This is a genomic window from Microbispora cellulosiformans (assembly GCF_008728085.1).
GTDB classification, from domain to species: domain Bacteria; phylum Actinomycetota; class Actinomycetes; order Streptosporangiales; family Streptosporangiaceae; genus Microbispora; species Microbispora amethystogenes.
In genome coordinates this window covers 72,890-95,888 of sequence record NZ_VYTZ01000011.1, presented here as the reverse complement: position 1 = coordinate 95,888, position 22,999 = coordinate 72,890, and the positions used below count along the sequence as shown (strand labels likewise).

The window sequence follows — 22,999 nt, the reverse complement described above, 5'->3', positions numbered from 1 at the left end:
GCTTACGGCCCTTTACGCCGGTTCCCTTACGGCCGAGGATGCCGCCTGCTTGTGGGTGACGGGGCGGCGCCGGACCGGCAGGCCGAGCGTCGGGTTGGCGACGCCCCAGGCGGCGCCCTTGCAGACCAGTTCCTTGTAGAAGGCGGCGAACCGGCCGGTCAGAGCCGCCCGTACGGCGCGGTCGTCGGCGGTGACGACCTGGATCAGGCCGTCCCTGCGGCCCAGCGAGACGCACTGGTTGAAGTAGCGGATCGGCACGTTGGGGAGCTTCCCGCCGGTCAGGCGCGCCGCGATCGCGTCGGCGGCCTGCCAGGCGCTCGGGGTGCCCGAGGCGCACGACATCCGCAGCGGCTTGTTTCCCGGGCCCATGGCCAAGGCCGCGTCGCCGACGGCGTACACGTCCGGGTGCGAGACCGAGCGCAGCGTCCCGTCGACCACGATCTGACCGGTGTCGCCGACCTTCAGGGTGGTCGCCTTCGCGATGGGGTGGACCGCGAACCCGGTGGCCCACACGGTGACGTCGGCCGGGATGGCCGTGCCGTCGGCGGTGACGACGCGGTCGGCTTCGACGGAGGCGACGGTGACGTGCTCGTGGACGGTGACGCCGAGCCTGGCGAAGACCTTCCGCAGGTGCTCGCGGCCCTTGGGCGAGAGCCAGTCGCCGAGCCCGCCGTGGGCGGCGATGGCGACGCCGAGATCCGGGCGGGCCTCGGCGATCTCGGTCGCGGCCTCGACACCGGTGAGCCCCCCGCCGACGACGACCACGGTCTGCCCGGCGCGGAGCCGGGCCAGGCGCTCGCGCAGCCGCAGCGCGCCGGGACGGCCGGCGATCTCGTACGCGTGCTCGGCGGTTCCCGGCACGCCCTGGGGGTTCCACCCGCTGCCGAGGGCGTAGACGAGCGTGTCGTAGGCGAGTTCTCCGTCGCCGTCCGCACCGGTGACGGATACGGTCCTGCGGTCGGCGTCGACGCCGGTGACCTTCGCGATCCTCACTTCGACGCCGGTGCCCGCGAACATCTCGCCGAGCGGCCGGGGCCTGAGGCGCTGGCCGGTCGCCAGCTGGTGCATGCGGACGCGTTCCACGAAATCGGGCTCGGCGTTGACGAGGGTGATGGCGACGTCCTCGCGGCGGAGCCGCTTCGCGAGGCGTCCGGCGGTGATGGCTCCGGTGTATCCGGCGCCGAGGACGACGATGCGGTGCTGCATGCCCGTGCTCCTGTCGTGTGGTCGTTTGCCCTTGAACCGGGCAGCGCGCCGTTTGCTGACAGGAGCGGGATGTGAAGCGCCTCACACCGTGCTCAGAAGGCGGTGGCCAGCGGCTTCCCGTGGTCGGCGACCGCCGCCCAGCGCGCCGTGGCGCGTTCGAGCTTGTCGGGGTTGACCTGGTTGCGGCACGCGGCGATGCCCTCGGCGGTGACCTCCAGGCACATGACGCCGACGACCCGGCCGTCCACGACGGCCACGACGGCAGGGTCGCCGTTGGCGGTCGACGCGTAGAGTCCGGGCGCGCCGCCGGCCAGGGCGCGCTTGGCCTCGCCGGGCTTGAACAGACCTCTGAGGAACTTCGCGACCGCGACGGCACCCTCGAACGCCTTGGCGCGAGCGGGCACCTTCCCGCCGCCGTCGCCGATCGAGACGGCGTCCTCGGTGAGCAGCCGTACGAGTGGCTCGATCCGGCCGCTGGCGGCGGCCGCGAGGAACTCCTCGACGACCCGCCGGGCGGCGGCCTGGTCGATCTCGGCACGGGCCCTGCCGTCCGCGACGTGCTTCCTCGCGCGGTGGGAGATCTGCTGGCTGGCGGCCTCGGTGATGTCGAGGATCTCGGCGATCTCCCGGTGCGGGTAGCCGAAGGCCTCCCGTAGCACGTACACCGCCCGCTCGCTCGGGGAGAGGCGCTCCATGAGGGTGAGGACCGCGTACGAGACCGACTCGCGCTGCTCGGCGGTGTCGGCCGGGCCGAGCATCGGGTCTCCGGCGAGCAGCGGCTCGGGCAGCCACTGGCCCACGTAGGTCTCGCGGCGCGCCCGCGCGGAGGTGAGCAGGTTGAGGCACAGGTTGGTGAGCACCTTCGTCAGCCAGGCCTCAGGGACCTCGACGCGGCCGACGTCGGCGGTCTGCCAGCGCAGGAACGTCTCCTGTACGGCGTCCTCGGCCTCCCCGGCGGACCCGAGGAGCCGGTAGGCGATGGCCTCCAGGCGCGGCCTGGCCGCCTCGAACCGGTCGACGTCGCTCGCGGTCAAGGGCATGCCCCGATCCTAGGTCGCCGATCCGCCGCCCCTGCGCCGGGCCCGCGGCCGGACCGTCCTCTGGGCCTAGCCACAATTGAAGATAAATATAGTGCAATTCATGGATCGTGGTCGGTCTGATCTCTATGTCATAGATACAGATTGGCGGTGTCCGAGTGGCTCGTGGGAGTGAGAATCAACTCAATCAATCGGCAATGGGTGGGGTGTGGCACCGTTTCCCGTTGCCTGCGAAGGTGGAAACGGGAAACACCGGTATCGGCCTTGTCCGGGCGGTCTGACTGACGCAGTCTTACAGCGGCGGCTGTCCGGCGGAACGACGGAGGGACACGCGGTGCAGCAGCCGGCTCATTTCGGACAGGAGCTTCGGAGACTACGAATCAGTTCGAATCTCTCGCTGAGTGATTTGGCAAAGCTGGTCAATTACAGCAAGGGCCAGCTCAGCAAGGTCGAGCGCGGGCTCAAGGCACCGAGCCGTGACCTGGTCCGCCTGTGTGACGCCAAGCTCGGCGCCGGAGGCGCGCTGGCTCGGCTCGTGCCCGTGAGCTCCGATCCACCTGCGGACCTGGCGACGACGGACGACGCCGACAAGGAGGAGGTGTGGCTGATGCGGTTGTCCTTAGACGGGCAGAGCTGGTTCCAGCCCGTGGGAAGAAGGCAGGTGCTCAGCCTCGGTGCGATGTCCGTGGCCGGCATGGGCATCGGCGTCGCAGGAGGATCTTCGGCTGCCAAGGCCACGCTGAGCACCGGGAGCGAGACCGTACTCGAAGCATCCCGGGTGTTGTTCGACCAATATCGGCGGCTGGGTCAGATCGCTCACCCCACAGTCGTACTTCCCGCGCTTATCGCACAGACGCACACGCTCAGGGAAGTGGCCGCCGATGCCGCCCCCTGTATCCGCCAAGGCCTGTTGAGGCTTGGTTCCCGGTATGCGGAGTACGCGGGATGGCTGGTACAGGAGACCGGGAACGACGAGGGCGCGCTCTGGTGGACGCGGCTCGCCGTCGAATTGGCGACCGCGGGCGGTGACCGGTATCTCGCCTCATATGGGCTGGTGCGAAGAGCGCTGATCACCTTGTATCAACAGGACGCCGCGCAGACCGTCGGGCTGGCTCGACAGGCGCAGACGGGCGTAGTTCCGCCTCGGATCAGCGGGCTCGCCGCGCAGCGGGAGGCCCAGGGTCACGCGATCGCCTGTGACTACGACGCCTGCATGCGTGCTCTGGATCGGTCCCGGGTATTGCTCGCGCTGGGCAATACCGATTCGGACGAGCCGGCGATCGGCACGACGAACCTGCCCGATTCCGTCGCGATGATCACGGGATGGTGCCTGTACGACCTGGGGCGTCCAGATGAGGCCGCCGCACTCCTCGACCGGGAACTGAGACAGCTCGCTCCCCAGGCCGTCCGCGCCCGGGTTCGGTTCGGGATGCGCAGAGCCCTCGCGTACGCCGCCGCGGGCGAAGTGGACCACGCATGTGCGCTGACGCGTGAGTTGATCGGCGACCTCGTCGCCGTGGGATCCGTCACCATCGCCTCCGACTTGCGATCACTCGCCCGCGCACTGAACCGGCACCCCAAAAACGTGGCGGTGCGCGATCTGTCACCCGAACTCAGCGCGGCACTGCGCATCGTCGCCTTATGAAGAAGGAGCAACCTGCTATGCCCGACGTTTTCGTCAACTACCGCAACGGGGATGGCGACAAGACCGCCACGTTCATCGAAAGAGAACTGTCCCACCGCTTCGGGGACGAGGCGGCCTTCCGTGCGTCCAAGTCCATTGCGCCCGGCACTCGCTACCAGGAGGAACTCCTCCACAGCGTACGGCGGAGCGAGGTCCTCCTCGCTGTCATCGGACCGAACTGGACGAACTACCCGGCGCTGTACGACGAGAACGACTGGGTTCGCAGGGAGATCCTGGAAGCATTCGAATGCGGGATCTCCGTCATCCCCGTTCTCGAGGGGACGGAGACGGCACGGCTCAAAGCCGCGGATCTCCCCCAGGAACTCAGACCACTCGCCGATCGCCAGTCCGTACGACTGGACATGAAAGACCCGGAACCAGGCCTGACCAAGATCACCAAGAGGCTGATCGAGTTGGTGCCCACACTTCACGACCGCACCACCCCCGAACCAGAAAGCTCCGTGCGCAATCAGATGGGGAACGTGTCCGGCAGGACGAACGTGCAGGGCAGAGACATCGCCGGCGGCATCGGCAACGACTATAGGCAGGTCCATCTCGGTAGGGGCAATATCAACAACCAGCAGTTCTCCGGGCCGGGTGCTATGTTCGTCGGGGAGAACAACGGGGGCATCCACCAGCGGTTCAACGGTCAGGTCGGCGACGAGGATGAAGATCGTTGAGCGACGAGCCCTCTTTCAACCCGAGCCGTTTCGTCCAGATAAGCACGGGGGCGGCTCCCATAATCAATCTACACCTGCTGTTCCAGCAAAGCGTCGAGGGTAAATCGTATAGAAGATTCGCAGCGGAGTCTCTCCTACTGTTAAGCAGGTGTTTCGCCTATCCACCAGGGTTTGGCGAGGCGCGGGAGATTCTTCCCCGATCACGGATTGTCCTTCTCGACGGAGCGCCGGGAAGCGGCCGCCAGGCGGCCGCGCAGATGCTCCTGCACGAGTTGCGCGGCGGGGAGATGGCGTTTCGGGAGATGCCGCTCAACGACGAGAACGACAGGGACGGGCGTCTGCTGGCGTGTGACGCCATCGTCGACGGCGACCTGCTGCTGCTTGACCTGTCGGCCGCTGACGACCGGTATTGGGCGCGAGCTCATCGGGAGCTCCTCGACGCTCACGCCGAGGTACGTGAACACCGGGCGTGCCTTGTTGTCGTGCTCCCGCATAACAGAGCCGAACGGCTACAGCCGACGCTTGAACAATATCGGGTCGAGATCGGTCGTCCGGCAGAACTCCAGGTGTTGCGGCATTACCTACGGCAAGCCGGATTCAACTGGCAGGAGACGCATTCTGCCAGCCCTGCCACTGACCGATTCCTGAGTGCGCGGCCTCGACTTGAGGACGTTGCCCACTTCGCGTTGCTCGTGATCCAGGCGAGGAAGAGAGTCGGCGGTGCTGGCGAAATCAAGTCCTGGTGCGAGGAGGCCTATGGAGCCCTATATGACAGGGACAGTCAGGTCACCGCCGACTCGCGCACGCTTGAAGGCGACCAACGTGCACTGTTGCTCGCCACGGCCATGCTGCATGGTGCACATGCCGACGTTATTCACGAAGCGACCTACGTGCTCCTTCATGAGGCCAAGCACCCGCTTGAGGACCGTTCGCCGCTGCAGCACAGGGGCCTCGACATACGGTTCGAAGAGATCCATGCGGTGCTTGGTCGCGACGGCCGGGTGCACTTCAGAGATCTCGGATATGACGCAGCGGCCCGTCGGCATCTCTGGATCCATCTTCCAGATCTGCGCGCGAGCCTGCGCGAGTGGGTGCGTCTCACTGCTGCCTCCCAGAGTGTGCCCTTGGACGACCGTGACAACCTCGTCGATCGGTTCACGGAACTGTGCCTGCACGACGACCGCTATCGGGGGATGCTCGTCTCTCTGATCGTTGAGTGGACGGCAAGGCCGATGAATGGGGCCGGTCGGCGTGCAGCGGCGCAGGTGCTGACCGTAGGTCTGCTGGACCAGCGGCAGGGCAGGTTCTTCCGCCATCAGATATACGAATGGTGCCGACAGGGAGCGCTATCCGAGACGCTCGCCGAAGTGATCGTCAGGATGTGCTCCGAGGTCATGGCCGTGCGTAATCCCTACGAGGCCGTGGTCCGCCTCCATCATCGGGCCAGGCGCGAGACTGGAACCACACAGGCCCGTGAGGCGCTCCTCGAACTGGTGCGTGCGGATCGGCGGCTGCTGCGCCTGATGTTCAGCCGGCTCAACGACCAGTTCACGCAGGACAACCGATACAGGGCCGACCCCGGTCTGTTCCTGGATCTGGCCGACTCGGATCTGCTGGCCTCGACCGGCGGTGCTCGCGCGCCGCTGGCAAGGTCCATACTCCGCGAGCAGGTGACGGTGGGCTGGAGCGTCGTCTTCGAGCGGAGCGGCGAGGAGGTCTGGCGCGAACGGGTCCAGCAGTGGCTTGAGGCGGCAGGCGAGAGCGGGCCGTGGGCCGACGTGCTCATCGACGTGCTCGTCGAAGGCGCCCGGCAGAGGCCGCCCGTCCTGTCCGCCCTGTACTCGATGGCCGGAGAGCTGGAGCGTTCCCGGCCCGAATGGAGTAAGAGCGACGTCCGGTTACACGATCGCCTCTACTCAAAAATCAGGTCCGTCCTGGGCATTCAGGTCGCATAGTCCGGCAAGAAAGGCCGTTCCATGAGTTCTGGCCGTACAACACTGACCGCCTACTTCGCCGCCTTCTGCGGGTTGATCTTCGTCGGTCTGTTCGTGTTCGCTCCCCGGCCCCTGTGGCTCGGCTTTCTCGTCGTCGTCCTGCTCGCGGCTCTTTGGCTGGGAGTGGTGAAGGGCCTGCTCAAGCCGCGAGAGCTGCCCTATTCCTCCTCACCTCCGCCGGTGACAGTAACGGAGCGTGTAGAACCGAACATCGCCGATGTCGCCCTGCCGAGCGCCTGGGCGGACTACGACTTCGTGTTCTCCGCAACCGTTCGCTGGTCACCGATCGTCGCGCGGTTCGACGAGTCGCTCGCCAATCCCGAGGCTCTGGCGATCGACGCGATCCTCGAACGGGCCCGTGCGATCACGGCGAACAGGCCGCCTGGCCGTGCCTCGCTCGTCCGGCACGAACTGAGCGGTGCGCTGGCCCGGATGGAGCCGGACGCGACGGGAGGCATCCGGGCGATGGCGCACTCCGTCACGCTCACCCTCGCCGACCAGGACCAGGCACGACTCGCCAAGCTCGCGGCGGCGCGTAAGGAGAACGCCCTCTGGGAGCACGAGATGAGGTACGAACAGACCAGGCGCGCCTATCTAAGTGAGAGCGTGCTGAAGGACACCGGCAGTGCCGTGGTCTGGTGGCTCGCCAAGAACGACGACCACGTCCAGAAGACCGTGCAGGACATCGGCCTGCTCGCCCAGCTTTCCTCCGCCGCCAACAACACGCACGTTGCCGAGCCATTCCGGCACCTGTTGTCCACGTTCGCCGACGGGACAGTGGAGGCGCCCGCCGGGTACGTGAGCAATGGCGCGACAGGGGCCTTCGCTCCTTCGTCCCGTACCGTCCCGGACCTTTTCGGGGACTTCCTGAGCGCGATGGACATCGAGCAGGACAGTCCCGAACGGGTCCTGCTCGCCAAGCACGTGGCGGACGTACTGCGCGCGTACGGTAGGCAGGAGGCCGCTGACGATCTTCTGCGCCGGTTCGACCCAGCGGAGTCCCCGCGGTTCGACGGTTTCGAGCCCCCGTCCGAGCCTCCGGACGACGGGCCGGACCAGTGACGGCGGGAAGGCACATGCGCACGACACGCGGCGAGGAGGCCAGCCGTGGAGCCTGAGCTGGTAGCACTGGCGAGTTCGGGAGCGGCGACACTGGTCGGACTGATGGTCTCCGACTCCTGGACCAAGGCGAAGGAAGGCGTCGCCCGCATGCTCGCCCGGGGAAAGAACGCCGAGCAGATGTCCCAGGAGCTCGACGCGTCCCGCGCGGAACTGCTGGCCGCGCACGAGGCCGACGACGGACGGCTCGTGGCCGGCATCGAAGAGGCGTGGCGGGCCCGGCTGTGCCGTCTGGTCGAGGCGGACCCTCCACTGGCCGAAGAGCTGAGGCAGTTGACGGAGGCACTGGGCACCACACCTCCAGCGGGGGAGACGGGCAACGTCTTCAACCTCATCAGCGGAGACGTGCGACATGGGCCGGTGGTACAGGCAGGACGGGTATCCGGTCTCGTCTTCTACGCCCCGTTTCCTCCCCCGCCCGAAGAGGAAAGCAAGGGATGACAGGGCTTCCGGCGGTCTGGAGCGGTGCGGGGGCGGACGTCGGGGCCCGAAGCTACGCCTCGGTCGCGAGGATGTCGCGGGCGGTCATCAGGGCGAACCCGAGCAGGTTGAGGCCCTGCCAGGTGGCGGGGGAGGCGGCGCGTTCGTCGCCGGCGGTCAGGCCGATGCCCCAGATCCGGTCGTTGGGGCTGGCCTCCACCAGGACCCGGCCGGTGGTGGCGAGCAGGAAGCGGCGCAGGTCCGCGTTCTGGCCGAACTTGGCGAGGCTGCCGCGGACCACGATGTCGGACCGCTGCGCGTTCCAGACCTGCTCGTCGAAGTCGCGTACGGCCCGGCCGAGGGTCTTGGCCTCGTTCGGGTGACCGGCGGCGAGGACCTTCGCGGCGGTCTGGTCGTCGCCGAACAGCCAGGCCTTGTGCGCCATCATGTAGTGCTCGGCGGAGGCGAAGGTGTGGCCGTCCTCGGTGAAGGCGACCGGCCACCACTGGGACAGGCAGCCAGGGCCGACGCCGCCGTCGCGCGGCGGCCGGTGACCCCAGAAGTACAGGTAGCGGAGGGCGTGGCCCGCCCGCTCCGCGGCGACCGCCTCGTCCACGCTGCGCGGCAGCACGATCTGCTCAGACACGCCCACACCGTGCCACATCCGATCTCGTCCCCGCCATCGACTTATGCCCCCCGCTGCGGCGGCGGCGCGCCGCCGCAGCGGGGGAGGGGATCAGCAGTAGCCGAGCATGGTGGTCAGGGCGGACTTCTCGGCGCTCTGCAGGGTGAGGCCGTAGTACCACTTCACCTGGATCCACGCGCGGGCGTAGGTGCACCAGAAGGAGGTCAGGGACGGCTTCCAGGTGGTGGGGTCCTGGTCGCCCTTGGCCTGGTTGACGTTGTCGGTGACGGCCCACAGCTCGGGGCCGCCGAGGTCGTTGGCGTACGCCTGACGCTGGGCGGTGGTCCAGGCCCAGGCGCCGGAGCGCCAGGCCTCGGCGAGGGGGACCATGTGGTCGATGTCGACGTCGGAGGCAGCGTGCCAGGTCGCTCCGTCGTACGGGCTGTACCAGCTGCCGGAGACGGAGGCGCAGCTCGAGTCGGTCACGACGCCGCTGCCGTCCCGCTTGAGCACCTGCTCGCGGGTGTTGCAGGTGCCCGAGATGGTGATCCAGTGCGGGAAGAGGTCGCGGTTGTAGGTCGACTGGTGCGACTCGGCGGCCACGGTGAGCGAGGCCAGCCGGGAGGCGGCGGTGCTCGCCGACGGGATGTTCGGCGGCGTGGCGAGGGAGGGGCCGGTGGTCAGGGTGAGGAGGAGGGACAGGGCGCCGAGGGTGGAGGTGAGGGCGGCGAAGGCTCGTTTCACGAGCGTCCCCTTCTGCCTGCTGCTCCGGCCAGGAGAGGGGGCTGGACACGAACGGAGCAGTCAGACAGCTCGGAGATTCGCTAATGACGATAAATCCGGAAATAGCAGGTCGTAGTTAGGCAAATTGACCTTTTTTGTCGGGCTTCGCCGACGACTTCCGGGACGTACGGTCGTACCTGCTCAAAAGGGCTTTCGGGGCCGCAGGAGGCGAGGTACGCCCCGTCATCGAGCAAATGAAGATTGTGTAAACGGCGGTGGATCAACCCTCCCGGCGGTTCGGGCCGCATCTGTTCGGAGGTTCGTCCCGCGACGGTTCGCCCGCCGCGCCAAGCGAGCGATCAATATCGTGTGTGCCGAGACAATGGCGGAGAACAGGCGCGACACCCCGGCCAGGCTCTGGAAGAGCGACCGGCGCGGGCGCCGCCTGGTTCGTCGTGGAGCGTCGAGGCGGCGTGCCTCGATGCCGCGGTTCGAGAGAGGAGGAGAAACGCATGGCGACGTTCGTCCTCGTGCCCGGCGGTTGGCACGGCTCCTGGTCGTTCGAGGCGGTGGTTCCGCTGCTGGAACGGGCCGGTCATGCCGTACACGCCCTGACCCTGACCGGTCTGCGGCCGGACGACGACGCCGCGACGGTCGCGACCGCCAACCTCGACACGCACGCCGGCGACGTGCTGCGCCTCCTCGATCGCGCGCATGTCACCGGCGCGACGCTGGTCGGCCACAGCTACGGCGGGATGGTGATCGCCGCCGCCGCCGATCGCGCCGGCGGCCGTGTCTCACGACTGGTGCATCTCGACGCCTACGTGCCGCGCGACGGGGAGTCGTGCTGGTCGTCGACGACCGAGCGTTACCGGGAGGCGTTCGCGTCGGGTGCCGCGACCACCGGCTACGCCGTCCGGCCGCCGGTCGGCGTGGATCCCCGCTGCCGTCCCCATCCCCTCGCCTCGTTCCTGCAGACGGTCCGGCTCACAGGCGCGCTCGCCCGGGTGCCCCGCCGGGAGTTCGTCTACTGCTCGGGATGGGAGGACCGGACGCCGTTCGCCGCGCTCCGCACCCGGCTCCACGCCGATCCCGGGTGGCAGGTCCACGACCTCCCGACCGGCCACGACGCGATGCACGAGGCCCCGGAGGCGGTCGCCGCGCTGCTGCTCGGCGAACGGACCGCGCACGCGTCGACGCCGAGACGACACGCTTGCCATTGAGGGCCGCACAGGCCCCACCGGTGCACCGGCCGCGATCTACGCGGGCCGGCTCGGCGCCCCGGGGGAGGAGGTCGCCGCCGACCTGGAGCGGTCGGCGGAGCGCGCGGCCGCCGCAGGCGCGTTCCTGAAGCGTGCGGCGGAGCTGACGTCGGCGCCGTTCCACCGCGCGCAGCGGCTGATCGCCGCGGCGGAGGCCAAGCAAGATGAGGAGGCCGAGGCGCTGTACCGGGAGGCGATCGAGCGCTTCGAGCACGAGCGGATCCCGATCCTGAGCCCGGACGGGCGCCGCCCTCGCCATGGTGTGCGAGTGCTCGCGTACGAGTGTCCGGGAGCGGGACGCTCACGAGCGTGACTCCGGTGGCACCCACTCGAAGGTGGGGCCCGCCATGGCGCCGTCCGCGTCCGGCAGCAGCAACAGGGCGTCGGCCTGGGCCCGGAGCGCGTACATGGTGCCGACGGCGGCCCCGAGCAGGCTCGGCTCGCCGTCGAACGCCTGCTCCAGCTGGTTCAGCAGGTTGCAGTAGGCGCGGTTGAACTCCTCCTGCGCGGTCCGGATGACGCTGCCCGGGGCGTGGTCGGACAGCCGCGGATTGGGCCGCATCGGCCGTACGGCGGCCGGGTCCACCGAGACCGGCTCACCGGTCGGCCCGGACCGCGGGGTGTCGCCCCGCCGGTAGCGCCGGCCGAGTTTGAGCTCCTGGAAGCGGTAGTAGTGCCCGACCTCGTCCCGATCGGGGTGGAACACGTCCTGGTCCCCGTCCCAGACCTCGCCCCGGGCGGTACCCTCGCCCTCTTCGACGATCTCCTTCAGCGCCCCCAGCGCCGACTCCAGATCCTCCACCCCGAACAACGAGCCGGTGGTGTGCCGGAAACGGCCGCCGGTCACCTGGCGGGCGGGGTCGCCGCAGAAGACCTCCCGCTCGCCGAGCCGCTCGCACAGGTGGCGCAGCCCTTGTTCGATCGCGTCGTAGAACTGCCCGATCGTCTCGTAGCCGTCGCCCTGTGCCGGGGCGCCGGGCGGCGCGGGCCGCTCCAGGCGCAGGAACATCTCCAGCGCCTCCGGGCCGAACGGGAGCAGCGACAGTTCCAGGTCGCTATGGGGCAGCCGCCGGGGGTACGGCGGCAGCATCCCGGGCATGTCGAGACGCGGCCGACCGCCGACGGCGTTGAGCAGGTTCGCCGCCAGCGCCAGGTGCAGCATCTCCTCGGCGAAGACGCTGCCCACCACCTCCACGGCCTCCGGATTGTCCTCCGGCCGCAGTGAGTACAGCGCGCACAGGTACGACGGCAGCGTCGCGTGTTCCAGCTCGACCGCCCACTGCAGGTGCTCACGCAGACTGTCGAGCGTGTCGATCCCCGCTCGGCCGGGAGCGGCAGTGGTCCCTCTCGGTTCCGGATGCGTCATCAGAGCTCTACCTCCATTGTCGATCGTGGTGCGCGTGACCGGTCGTCCATAAGGACCGGACGGCCGCCGCGCCTGTGACAGCCCCGGAAGTCTCCGCGCCCCCGGCCCCTGCGGCGGACGCGGTCAGGCCGTGGCGGGCCGCCGGCCGGCGCGTAACCGGCGGCGCTCTTCCGGGGTGGTGCCGCCCCACACGCCGTCCGGCTCGCCGGTGCGCACCGCCCAGTCGAGGCAGGCCGCCTGTAGGGGACAGGTCTGGCAGATGCGTCGGGCCTGCTCCTCCGGCCGATCGGGACGGTCGGGCCGATCGGGACGGTCGTCCCACATGATCGGGAAGAACAGACCGGGATCCGCGTCCTCGCAGGCGGCGCGGGTCGTGAAACGCACAGGGGATCGGGGCTCCTGGACGACCTGGTGGACGGGCATGGTCTTCACCTCGTTGACGGTCGGTTGGCGGGGGCGGCCGACGTAGCGGGCCAGCAGGTCGCTGTTGGCGAGGCCGATCTCACCGCCGACCGCGATCAGGCTCGTGCCGGGAAGGTGCCGATGCCGCAGCGTCAGCGACGTGGCGGAGGTCTTCGCGGGGGCGGCCGTGAGCTCGAGTTGGAGGGAGGCGACCATGCGCGCACCTGGACCTTTCGTGTCGGCGTCTGTCGCCCGGTCTCCGCGGTGAGCGGAGACCGGGGCCGGTTCAGGCGGTCCTGCGGAGTCTCACCGCCGCGCGTGGTCGGCGGCGTCGCGGATGACGGCGGTCACGGCGTCGGGCTGTGACGCGGCGACCGCGTGTGACGCGCCCGCGATCTCCCGGGTCCGGCGGGCGCCGGCGCGCTCGGCCATGAAGCGCAGCGCCGCGGCCGGGATGTTGAGGTCGCGCTCGCCGTGGACGAACCAGGACGGGATGGTGCGCCAGGCGGGCTCGTCCGCCGTCAGCGCGCCGGTCAGGGCGCGTTCGGTCACCGGCCGCTGGGTCGCCGCCATCAGGGCGGCCTCGCCGGCGTCGAGGTCGGCGCAGAACTGGTGGTGGAACCTGTCCGCCGCGATGCGGAACTCGTTGCCGCCGGAGACGACCGGATAGGCCTCCAGCGCCGCGCCCAGAGTGCTGCCCTCGAACTTGCCGGACAGAAGGAACGCGTTCTCGCCAGGCTCGGGGGCGAAGGCCGCGACGTAGACCAGGGCGCGCACGGCCGGGTGGCCGGCCGCGGCCTGGGTGACGACCATGCCGCCGTACGAGTGCCCGACGAGGACGACCGGGCGGCCGAGGCCGGCGATCACGTCGCGCACGTACGCGGCGTCGCCCTCGACGCTGCGCAGTGGGTTGGCCGCGGCGACGGCGGACAGGCCGTGGGTGTGCAGGCGCTGGATGACGCGGTTCCAGGAGGCCGATTCGGCGAAGGCGCCGTGGACCAGGACGACGACGGGCTGCTGCTCGCTCATGCGGGTGCCTTTCCGGTGTTCAGGGCGGTCCTGAGGACGGCGACGGCCTGCGCGGTCGCGGCGCGCGCGGCGCGGGTGTCGCGGAGCGGGTTCAGCATCATGAAGTCGTGCAGAGTGCCGTTGTAGCGGACGCCGGTGGTGGGGACGCCCGCCTGGACGAGCTTGCGGGCGTAGGCCTCGCCCTCGTCACGCAGCACGTCGCACTCGTCGACGACGACGAAGGCGGGCGGCAGCCCGGCCAGGTCCTCCAGGGTGGCGCGCAGCGGGGAGGCGGTGATCGCGGCCCGCTGGGCGGGATCGGTGGTGTAGGCGTTCCAGAACCAGGCCATCGCCTTGGCCGTCAGGTAAGGGCCGTCGGCGAACTCGCGGTAGCTGCCGGTGTCCTGGGCGGCGTCGGTGACCGGGTAGTACAGCGACTGGTGCACGAACCGCACGTCGCCGCGCCACTTGGCCAGGATGGTCAGCGCGGCCGTCATGTTCCCGCCGACCGAGTCGCCGGCCACCGCCAGCCGGGAGGCGTCCAGCCCCTCGTCCGCGCCGTGCCGCGTGATCCACTGGGCGGTCGCGTAGGCCTGTTCGATCGCCACCGGATAGCGCGCCTCGGGTGACCGGTCGTACTCCACGAACACGACCGCCGCCTCCGCGCCCACGGCCAGTTCCCGCACCAGCCGGTCATGCGTGCCGGCATCGCCCAGCACCCAGCCGCCGCCGTGGACGTACAGCACGGCGGGCAGCGTCCCCGAGGCCCCCGCGGGCCTGACGACGCGCGCCCGCACCTCGCCGACCCCGGCCGACACCGTGATCCACTTCTCGTCGACCTCGGGCTTGGCGACCGGGGCGGCCTGGAGGTCGTCGAGCACCTTGCGGGCGCCGTCAGGGCCCAGCTCGTACAGGAACGGGGGCGTGGAGGTCGCCTCGGCGAACTCCTGAGCCGCCGGCTCCAAGACGTGGTCGTTCATGGGGATTCTCCCTTTTCATCTGGTCTCTCCGGTGCCCACTCTCCTCGGGCGGGAGGCCGGTCGTACCCGGGTGACACACGGGGCGGATCCCTGGGGTGGCACCGGTTCCCCGGGGTGACCGGACCCCGGCCGGGCCTGGCTAGACCCCGGCGCCGGCGCGCTGGAGCTGCCTGCGGGAGGTGACGCCGAGCTTGCCGAAGACGTTGCGCAGGTGCCATTCGACCGTGCGCGGGCTGATGAAGATGCGGGCGCCTATCTCGGTGTTGGTCATGCCGTCGCGGACCAGCCGGACGATCTGGGCCTCCTGCGCGGTGAGCTCGCCGGCGGCCTCGGCGGTGCGCTTCCGGGCCTGCTCGCCGGTGGCCAGCAGCTCGCGTGCGGCCCGCTCGGCGAAGGCCTCCATGCCTATGGCGGTGAACGCCTCATGGGCGGTGCGCAGATGCTCACGGGCGTCGCGCTGGCGACGCTCCCGGCGCAGCCATTCGCCGTAGAGGAGATGGGCGCGGGCCAGCTCGCCCCGGATCGCGGTCCGGCCGAGCCGGTCGACCGCCTCACGGTAGTGCTCTTCGGCCTCCGCGTCCGTGCTGACGAGCGCCCGCGACCGCGCCTCGACGCCCAGCGCCCAGTCCGTGCCGCTGGGCCGGGTCAGTTCGCCGAGCCGCTCGAAGGCGTCGGCGGCCCGCCCCGGCGCGCCGCTGCGGGCGGCCGCCTCGACACACTCCACGAGAGCCCAGCCCACTGCGGCGCTCGTCTCCCTCCGCGGATGGCCGACGACGTCGGCTGTCGCGCGCAGAGCCTCCTCGTACCGGCCGAGACCATTGCAGAGCAACGCCTTCGACCACCCGGCGACGAGCAGCGCGCTCCCTTCGCCCCGGCGCATCGCCTCCGCGACCACCGTCCTCACCAGCGCGGCGTGGTCCGCCTCGCGTCCGGTCCAGGCGGCCAGGTGCAGGTCGCTGTAGGGCGGATAGGAGATCCTGACGGCCTCCGAGACCGCCTTCACCTCCTCGGCCAGCGCGGCGGCCGCGCTCAGCTCCCCCGAGAACGCGTCCACGGCTATGCGTGCGGTCAACGCGAGGGGAAGCGCCGTGGCCTGGCCGCTCTCCCTGGCGAGCCGGACGTGCCGGGTGACGAGCCGGTCCCAGGCCTCACCGTCCCACAACGCCGCGGCCGCCACGCCGGCCAGCCAGAGCCAGCCGAGCCCCTCCTCCGAGGACAGGCCGGGGGATTCGAAGGCCTCCAGCGCCGGCCTCAGTTCCGGCACCCCAGCGGCCTGGCCTTCCGTGATCAGCACGGTCAGGCCGTTCAGCAGCAGATCGGCGGGGCGGGCGGCGTGTGTCACTTCCGCCGTCACGCAGGCCGCCCGCGCGGCCTCGGCCGCTTCGAGCTGGCCGCAGCCGGTGGCCAGGGGACCGGCGAACAGCCCGGCGCTGATCGCCTCCAGGTACGTCTCGCGGGCGAGCGGCACGTCATGCGGCTCAAGCTGCCGCGCGGCCCGGAGCAGCAGCCCGGGAGCGTCGGCGCCGCGGTCCGTGGCGAAGGCGATCTGTGCGCGCAGCAGGTCGGCCTGGCCACGCCGGAACCCGTCGAGCGGGCCCGCCTCCGCGACGGACAGCAGCCTCAGCGCGGCGCCGGGCGTTCCGGCGCGATGGGTCGCCCGCGCGGCGGCCAGCGCGCGCTCCTGGCGGCGGGCCGGATCAGGGGTCAGCTCGACCGCCCGCGCCAGGAACGCCGCGACCGCCGCGAGCCCGCCCCTGGCCCGCGCCCGATCGGCCGAGCGCACGAGCTGCGCCGCGACGTCCTCCGACGGGCCCCGCGTGCCCTGCGCCGCGTGCCAGGCACGCCGGTCGGGATCGGCCCGCGGATCGGTGGCCTCCGCCAGCGCCAGGTGCGCGCGGCACCGCTCCTCCGGCGAGGCCGCCCAGTACACTGCCGAACGCACCAGCGGATGGCGGAAACGCACCTGGTCGTCGATCTGCACCAGCCCGGCGGCGATGGCGGGCGTCACCGCCTCGATCCCGACGGCGAGCCGGTCCGCCGCGCGCCACAGCAGGCCCGGGTCACCGCCCGGCTCGGCGGCCGCCACCAGCAGCAGCCGCCGCGTACGCGACGGGAGCGACAGGACGCGCCGCTGGTAGAGCTCCTGAAGCCGGCCCGTGAGGGCCCGCGTGCCCGGCAGGCCGAACCCGCCCGCGAGGTCGGCCGGGGTGGAGTCCTTCGCCAGCTCCAGCAGCGCCAGCGGGTTGCCCCGCGTCTCGGCGACGATCCGGTCGAGTGCCCGCCCGTCCCACGGCCCGGGGAGCACCGAGCGCAGCAGCGCCCGCGCCTCGCCCTCGGGCAGGCCGGTCACCGTCAGCTCCGGCAGGCCGGCGACCGGCGGCTCCGGCAGGCCCGGCACGTCCGGCGTCTCGTCCGGCACCCGGGTGGCGAAGCACATCGCCACCGATTCGGCCCGCAGGCGGCGCGCGGCGAACGCCAGGGCCTGCACGGACGCCTGGTCGAGCCACTGTGCGTCGTCCACCAGGCAGAGCAGCGGCTGGTCCCGGGCGGCCTCGGCCAGCAGGCCGAGCGTGGCCAGACCGACGAGGAAGCGATCGGGCGCCTGCCCCGCGCTCAGCCCGAAGGCCGCGCGCAACGCGCCGGCCTGCGGCGAGGGAAGGCGCGCGAGGCCGTCCGTCATCGGCGCGCACAACTGGTGCAGCCCGGCGAAGGCCAGCTCCATCTCGGACTGCACACCCGCGACGCGGACGATGCGAAACCCCCGCGCCCGCGCGGCGAGGTCGTCCAGCAACGCCGTCTTGCCCACTCCCGCCTCACCACGCAGCACGAGCGCGCGGCTCTGACCACTCCGTACGTCGTCGAGCAGCCCGCCGAGCCGCTCGCGCTCGGCGGCCCGTCCCCGCAACACCGCCGTCACCCGCCCGCGGACAGGGCGGACGGCGTCGAGGCGCCAAGTGGCACGGACCCGGCCGCGGCCAGTGGAATCACGACCGGTCTTCGGAGGCACGTCATCTTCATGATCCATCTCTCGGCACGGTTCTGATCGACTCGTGCACTTGGACCATGCGGCCCTGCGGATCTGTGACACCCGTCCGTCACGTCGCCTCCGCCCGTCGGCGGCGGTCAGGCTGTGACGCCCACGCCTTCGAGCAGCGCGGCGCCGATCTGCCTGCGGGACGCGATGCCGAGCTTCGCGAAGATCTTCCGCAGGTGCCATTCGACGGTGTGCGGGCTGATGAAGAGCTGCGCGCCGATCTCGGGGTTCGTCAGCCCGTCCCGGGCCAGGCGCGCTATCTGGGCCTCCTGGGCGGTGAGGGTGGGGCGCGCTTCGGCGGTGCGCCTGCGTACCGTCTCACCGGTGGCCTGGAGCTCGCGCCGGGCGCGTTCGGCGAACGCCTCGGCCCCTATGTCGCTGAGCATCTCGTACGCGATGCCCAGTTGCTCGCGTGCGTCGAGGCGGCGGTTCTCGCGGCGCAGCCACTCGCCGTACAGCAGCCGGGTGCGGGCGAGCGTCGTGCGGACCTCGGTGCGGCCGAGCCGCTCGATCGCCTCGCGGTAGAGGGCGTCGGCGTCCGCTCCGTCGCTCACCTGGGCACGCACGCACGCCGAGGTGCCGAGGGCCCAGTCGGTGCCACTGGCCCGTGCCATCTCGTCGAGCCGCCACGCGACCTCGGCGGCCCTGGCCCGCCGTCCGCTCCGGACGGCGGCCTCGACGAGCTCGGCCGTGGACCTGATGGCCGTCCCGCCGAGCTGCCGCGGGTGCTCGAATGCTCGCTCGGCCGCTACGTAGGCCTCCTCGTAGCGGCCCAGGCCGTTGCAGAGCACCGCGCTCGCCCATGCGGTGGCGGTCAGCACCTTGCCCTCCCCCTGGATGGCCGGGTCCCGCGTGATCGCTTCGCTGACCTGACGCGTCGCGGCTTCCCGGCCCCTCCACGGCTCGAGTATCAGGGCCGCGTACTGGGCCAGGTAGCGGCTGCCCGTCACCTCCCCGATCGTCACCGCCTCGGCGACCAGCGCGTCGGCCAGGGCGAACTCCCCGGCGAGGACCCTGTTCGACACGAGCATGTGGAGAGCTGAGGGCAGCACCGACAACGCGCCCGCCTCGCGCGCGAGGTCGGCCAGTCGCGCGGAGAGCACGGACCAGCTGTCGAAGTCCCAGACGTTGTGGGCCATGCGGGACGCGAACGGGAGCCAGCCGAGGCCCTCCTCCCTGGAGACCCCTTCGGCGCGGAAGGCGGCGAGGGCCTGCAGCACCATCGGCGCGCCCGCGGCGTACCCCTCGGTGAGCGCCACGGCCACGCCGTTCAGGAGCAGATCGTTGCGTTCCGGCGGCGGCCCCGGCGGTGCGGCGAGCGTCGCCTCGGCGACGTCCACCACCTGGGCGCCGCTCGGCAGCCGGCCCGCGTTCATGGCCGCGTTCAGCACGTCACGGTAGGTCTCACGGGCCAGCCCGGCGTCGAGCGGCGCCAGGCGCCTGCCGGCTCGGAGCAGCAGCGGCATCGCGGCGCCGGCGCTCTTGGAGGCGAACGCGATCTGACCGCGCAGCAGGCCGGCCTGGGCCAGTTCGCGTTCGTCCAGAGGGCTGAGCTCGGCCGCGTCCAGCAATTCGAGCGCGGCGTCGTACCCGCCGGCCCGATACTTGGCCCGCGCCGCAGCCAGCGCCCTGGCGCCGCGGCGTACGGGATCGGGGGTCAGCTCGGCCGCCCGCTCGTGGAACGCGGCCGCCGCGGCGACCCCGCCGCGCGCCTGCGCCCGATCGGCGCAGCGCTCCAGCTCGGCGGCCACCGCCTCGTCGGGGCCGGCCGTCGCGTTGGCGAGATGCCACGCCCGGCGGTCGGGATCCGATCGGGGATCGGTCGCGTCGGCCAGCGCGCGGTGGACGTCCTGCCGGTCCTGCGGGGCCGCGACACGATAGGCCGCCGAGCGCAGAAGGGGATGACGGAAACGCACCCGGGTCCCGATGGTGATCAGCCCGGCCGCTTCGGCCGGCGCGGCGGCGTCCGGTTCGATGCCCAGCAGCTCCGCCGCGCGCGTCAGCAGGGTCACGTCGCCGACCGGCTCGGCCGCCGCGACGAGCAGCAGCCGCTGCGTCTCGGCCGGCAACGACCGGACCCGCCGCAGGAAGCTCTGCTCGATCTGCCTTGCCAGCGGCCGCGCGTCGGGCCGCCCGAATCCACCCGCCAGCTCCGCCGGCGTCAGTCCCCGGGGCAGTTCGAGCAGAGCCAGCGGGTTTCCCTGCGTCTCGGCGACGATCCGGTCCCGGACCTGCTCGTCGAGTCGCCCGGGAGTCACGGAGTCCAGCAGGGCGCGGGCGTCGCCGTCGCTCAACCGTCCCACGCCGAGCTGCGGCAGCCCTCTCAGCTCCTGTTCGAGGTGGTGCTCGCGCACCGCGAACACCAGCCCGATCGGCTCCGCGAGCAGGCGCCGCGCGACGAACGCGAGAATCTGCGTGGAGACGTCGTCAAGCCACTGGGCGTCGTCGACGAGGCAGACCAGCGGCCCCTTCCCGGCCACGTCGGCGAGCAGGCCGAGCACCGCGAGCCCGACCAGGAAGCGGTCCGGCGGAGGTCCCGCGCTCAGGCCGAACACCGTGCCGAGCGCGTCGCGCTGCGGGCCCGGCAGATGACCGAGGCGGTCCAGGAACGGGGCGCACAGCTGATGCAGACCGCCGAAGGCCAGCTCCATTTCGGACTCGACGCCCGCCACCCTGGCTGTCCGGCAGCCGGATGCGCTGTCCCGCGCGTAGTCCAGCAGCGCCGTCTTGCCGATGCCGGCCTCGCCGCGCACGACCAGAACCGAGCTGCGGCCGGCCTGCACCGTCGCCACGAGCCGGTCCAGCGTCTCGCACTCCGTCCGCCGCCCACGCAGCCGAGACTCGGAACCGTCGCTTGCCATGGGCACCGTCCCGCCGACCCTTCACCCGTTCACTGCCGACCGCCGTACGTGCCGACCGTCGAACGTCGGAGGCTACCGGCGCCACGCCTCGGATCGAGGCGCAGCCTACCTTCTCGCTGTGAACCCCGGCAGTCAACGACGGCCGTCGTCGGCGGGACCGCGCGGACGGGGGCCGTCTTCCAGCGCCTCGACCGCGTCGAGGAGACCTCGCAAGGCGATCTCCTCACGTTCGGCGTCCGACGGGTCGAACAGCCAGTCGGCGACCGGCAGGCCGGCGGCCTCCTCGGGACGGCTCCACTCGACCTCGATCACCTCCGCCTCGACCTCGATCTGGAGTTCGTGCAGGAAGTCGTTCTCGCCGCTCGGGGCACTCATCGTTCCTCCGTACGCGTGATCTGGTCATCTGATCCGGCCGGGTGCGAAGCGTTCCCCGGCGGGCGGCCGGCGCGCCGGCCGCCCGTGCCGGCCTCCCGTGTTGGGGTCCGGCGCCGTCTGCCGCGGTCTACTTTCCGGTGGCCGTGCCGAGCCAGTCCAGGTAGCGGATCGTGCCGAGGGCGGCGTCGTCGATCGGCACCAGCGAACGCTCGCTCAGCTCACTGCCGAAGTAACGCGCGTGGGGGTCGGTGACCACCTCGCGCGGGTCGCCCCAGGCGGCGAGCGCCTGGCGGAAGAACTCGTCCATCCGGAACTGCTCGGGCCCGGCGATCTCCACCCTGCCGTTCAGCGGCGCCCCCACCGCGGTCCGGCCGACCGCCTTGGCGACGTCGTCGCCCGCGATGGGCTGGAAGAGCACGGGCGCCATGTGCACCTTGCCGTCCACCGTGCCCTCGTCGGCGATGCCGCGGGCGAACTCGAAGAACTGGGTCGAGTGCACGAGCGAGAACGGGATCCCCGACTTCTCGATCAGCTGCTCCTGTGCGATCTTCGCGGCGAAGTAGCCGTTGTCCGGCATTCGTTCCGTTCCCACGATCGACACCGCGACGTGGTGACCCACGCCCGCCGCCGCCTCCGCCGCGAGCAGGTTGCCCGTGGAGGTCTCGAAGAACTTCAGCACCGCGGCCCGCTCGAACGACGGGGAGTTCGAGACGTCGACCACCACCTGGGCGCCCGTCAGCGCCTCGGCCAGTCCTTCGCCGGTCAGCGTGTTGACGCCGGTGTTCGGCGACGCGGCCACCGCCTCGTGGCCGTGCTCGGTCAGCTTCGTCACGAGCTTCGAGCCGATCAGGCCGGTTCCGCCGATCACCACGATCTTCATGCCGTTCCCTTTCCGTACGCCGGGCCACCTCGTCGCGACCCGGTCGCCAGCTAAGACCGGACAGGCTCCCGGCTTGTGACGGCCGCCGCGGAATTCTTCTGAGGCGTGGCGTACGTCACGGGAGACGGACCCGCTCGCGGTTCCCGCGACGCGCCCCGGCGGCCGTCCAGATCGTGACGGCGACCAGCAGGACGCAGACGGCCGCGATCGCCCCGACCACGGCGGCCACGCCGATCCAGGGCGTCGCGAGCGGCAGCGACAGGACGACGGCGGCGCACCCCAGCACCGCGGTGGGCGAAATGACGGGTTCCGCGACGACGAGCACGTGTACCGCCAGCAGCAGGGCGAGATACAGGCCCACCGGCACGGCGACCGCGTAACCGAGTGCAGCCCCCGGCACCACGCTGTCGTGCCCGCCCTGCTCCACCGCCACCTCCAGCCCGGCGCCGAGGGCGGCCAGGGCGGCGAACATGCCGTAGTGGCCGTATCCCCACAGGTAGGACCGGTGACGACGGTCGGTGAGACCGTCTCCCGCCGGGCCGAGGAAGTAGAGCCACCACAGAGCGAACAGCAGGACGAGACCGGCGCCGGCGACCATGAGGAACGGGCCGCCGACCTCGCCCGCTTCGAGCGCTCTGCCGACCCCTCTGCTCGCGGCCAGCACACTCTCACCGAGCAGGATGATCGTGAACAGGCCGTAGCGCTCGGCGATGTGGTGGGGGTGCCAGTTGGTGGCCCTGGCCCGCTCCGCCCACCCCGGCACCGCGAGCTCCAGGGCGGCCAGGCAGGCGAAGAACGGCAGGCCGGACGACGGGGGCAGGACTCCCGTCTCCACGAGGGCGAGCCGCGCCAGCCAGCCCGCCTGCAGGGCGGTGATGCCTCCGGCGTAGCGGAGCGCGGTGCGGCGCCCCGCCGGGTCTTCGAGACCGGCCCGCAGCCACTGGGCGACGAGCCCGATCCGCATGACGAGGTAGCCGAGTGTGATGATCCCGTAGTCGGAACGGCTTCCCGCGGCGGGCACGCCGGCGGCGAGGACCAGCACGCCGGCCATCTGCACCATGGTCAGCAGCCGGTAGGCGACGTCGTCGGTGTCGTAGGACGAGGCGAACCACGTGAAGTTCATCCACGCCCACCAGATCGCGAAGAACACCTGAAGGAACGGCACCACACCGGCCAGGCCGTGACCGGCGGCGATGTCGTGCGCGAACTGGGCGGTGGCGGCCGCGACCGCGACCACGAAGGTGAGGTCGAACAGCAGCTCGAGCTGGCTCGCGGCGCGGTGCGGCTCGTCGACCGGGCGAGCGCTCATCCGGACCCGGATCCGGATCGTGGTGGCTGCTGGC

The 22,999-nt window shown here is 71.2% G+C and carries 19 protein-coding genes; 6 read left to right on the top strand and 13 right to left on the bottom strand.

What is annotated here, in order from left to right:
- Positions 1-12: 12 nt before the first annotated feature.
- Together F5972_RS27250 and F5972_RS27245 are read right to left on the bottom strand one after the other, a co-directional pair.
- The gene (locus F5972_RS27250) at positions 13-1,206 is read right to left on the bottom strand and encodes an NAD(P)/FAD-dependent oxidoreductase (protein WP_150937258.1); all 1,194 of its coding nucleotides are present in this window, start codon (positions 1,204-1,206) and stop codon (positions 13-15) included.
- 92 nt (positions 1,207-1,298) lie between these two features.
- Positions 1,299-2,246, bottom strand: coding sequence for an RNA polymerase sigma-70 factor (locus F5972_RS27245; protein WP_150937256.1), 948 nt, complete (start codon positions 2,244-2,246; stop codon positions 1,299-1,301).
- A gap of 331 nt (positions 2,247-2,577) precedes the next feature.
- Between F5972_RS27245 and F5972_RS27240 the strand changes: the two genes are divergently transcribed.
- From F5972_RS27240 to F5972_RS27220, 5 genes are read left to right on the top strand one after another with little or no spacing between them, the layout of a single operon-like run.
- Positions 2,578-3,888: a helix-turn-helix domain-containing protein gene (locus F5972_RS27240; protein WP_150937254.1), complete on the top strand. Its 1,311-nt coding sequence runs from the start codon at positions 2,578-2,580 to the stop codon at positions 3,886-3,888.
- A complete protein-coding gene (locus F5972_RS27235; RefSeq protein WP_150937252.1) occupies positions 3,885-4,607 on the top strand; it encodes a toll/interleukin-1 receptor domain-containing protein in 723 nt (240 codons plus the stop codon). Before F5972_RS27240 ends, F5972_RS27235 begins: the two co-directional genes overlap by 4 nt.
- Positions 4,604-6,562: a hypothetical protein gene (locus tag F5972_RS27230; protein WP_150937250.1), complete on the top strand. Its 1,959-nt coding sequence runs from the start codon at positions 4,604-4,606 to the stop codon at positions 6,560-6,562. The genes F5972_RS27235 and F5972_RS27230 overlap by 4 nt, the downstream gene beginning before the upstream one ends.
- Positions 6,563-6,583: 21 nt before the next feature.
- Complete coding sequence (locus tag F5972_RS27225) at positions 6,584-7,663, top strand: hypothetical protein (RefSeq protein ID WP_150937249.1); 1,080 nt, start codon at positions 6,584-6,586, stop codon at positions 7,661-7,663.
- A gap of 45 nt (positions 7,664-7,708) precedes the next feature.
- Positions 7,709-8,161 carry a hypothetical protein gene (locus F5972_RS27220; protein WP_150937247.1) on the top strand — a complete coding sequence of 151 codons (453 nt, stop codon included), beginning with the start codon at positions 7,709-7,711 and terminating at the stop codon, positions 8,159-8,161.
- Positions 8,162-8,213: 52 nt separating this feature from the next.
- Here the strand turns inward: F5972_RS27220 and F5972_RS27215 are convergent, their stop codons facing one another.
- Both F5972_RS27215 and F5972_RS27210 read right to left on the bottom strand, forming a co-directional pair.
- Entirely contained in the window at positions 8,214-8,792 is a 579-nt protein-coding gene (locus F5972_RS27215) for an NADAR family protein (protein WP_225311939.1), read from the bottom strand.
- Positions 8,793-8,876: 84 nt separating this feature from the next.
- Positions 8,877-9,509, bottom strand: coding sequence for an HNH endonuclease family protein (locus F5972_RS27210; RefSeq protein WP_150937241.1), 633 nt, complete (start codon positions 9,507-9,509; stop codon positions 8,877-8,879).
- 491 nt (positions 9,510-10,000) lie between these two features.
- Between F5972_RS27210 and F5972_RS27205 the strand changes: the two genes are divergently transcribed.
- Complete coding sequence (locus F5972_RS27205) at positions 10,001-10,711, top strand: alpha/beta fold hydrolase (protein ID WP_150937239.1); 711 nt, start codon at positions 10,001-10,003, stop codon at positions 10,709-10,711.
- 340 nt (positions 10,712-11,051) lie between these two features.
- Here the strand turns inward: F5972_RS27205 and F5972_RS27200 are convergent, their stop codons facing one another.
- The 9 genes from F5972_RS27200 to F5972_RS27160 form a co-directional block, all read right to left on the bottom strand.
- The gene (locus F5972_RS27200) at positions 11,052-12,116 is read right to left on the bottom strand and encodes a ferritin-like domain-containing protein (protein ID WP_150937237.1); all 1,065 of its coding nucleotides are present in this window, start codon (positions 12,114-12,116) and stop codon (positions 11,052-11,054) included.
- A gap of 123 nt (positions 12,117-12,239) precedes the next feature.
- Positions 12,240-12,734 carry a WhiB family transcriptional regulator gene (locus F5972_RS39475; RefSeq protein ID WP_404803080.1) on the bottom strand — a complete coding sequence of 165 codons (495 nt, stop codon included), beginning with the start codon at positions 12,732-12,734 and terminating at the stop codon, positions 12,240-12,242.
- Positions 12,735-12,824: 90 nt separating this feature from the next.
- A complete protein-coding gene (locus tag F5972_RS27190) occupies positions 12,825-13,547 on the bottom strand; it encodes an alpha/beta fold hydrolase (protein ID WP_150937235.1) in 723 nt (240 codons plus the stop codon).
- Entirely contained in the window at positions 13,544-14,506 is a 963-nt protein-coding gene (locus F5972_RS27185) for an alpha/beta hydrolase (RefSeq protein WP_150937233.1), read from the bottom strand. The genes F5972_RS27190 and F5972_RS27185 overlap by 4 nt, the downstream gene beginning before the upstream one ends.
- Before the next feature lie 139 nt (positions 14,507-14,645).
- Positions 14,646-17,414: a helix-turn-helix transcriptional regulator gene (locus tag F5972_RS27180; protein WP_225311938.1), complete on the bottom strand. Its 2,769-nt coding sequence runs from the start codon at positions 17,412-17,414 to the stop codon at positions 14,646-14,648.
- Positions 17,415-17,629: 215 nt separating this feature from the next.
- Positions 17,630-20,401, bottom strand: coding sequence for an ATP-binding protein (locus tag F5972_RS27175; RefSeq protein WP_150937229.1), 2,772 nt, complete (start codon positions 20,399-20,401; stop codon positions 17,630-17,632).
- A gap of 132 nt (positions 20,402-20,533) precedes the next feature.
- Entirely contained in the window at positions 20,534-20,776 is a 243-nt protein-coding gene (locus F5972_RS27170; protein ID WP_150937227.1) for a hypothetical protein, read from the bottom strand.
- Between the two features lie 127 nt (positions 20,777-20,903).
- The gene (locus F5972_RS27165) at positions 20,904-21,656 is read right to left on the bottom strand and encodes an SDR family oxidoreductase (RefSeq protein ID WP_150937225.1); all 753 of its coding nucleotides are present in this window, start codon (positions 21,654-21,656) and stop codon (positions 20,904-20,906) included.
- A gap of 115 nt (positions 21,657-21,771) precedes the next feature.
- On the bottom strand, positions 21,772-22,965 hold the full coding sequence (locus F5972_RS27160; protein WP_191910331.1) for a low temperature requirement protein A: 1,194 nt from the start codon (positions 22,963-22,965) through the stop codon (positions 21,772-21,774).
- Positions 22,966-22,999: the final 34 nt, after the last annotated feature.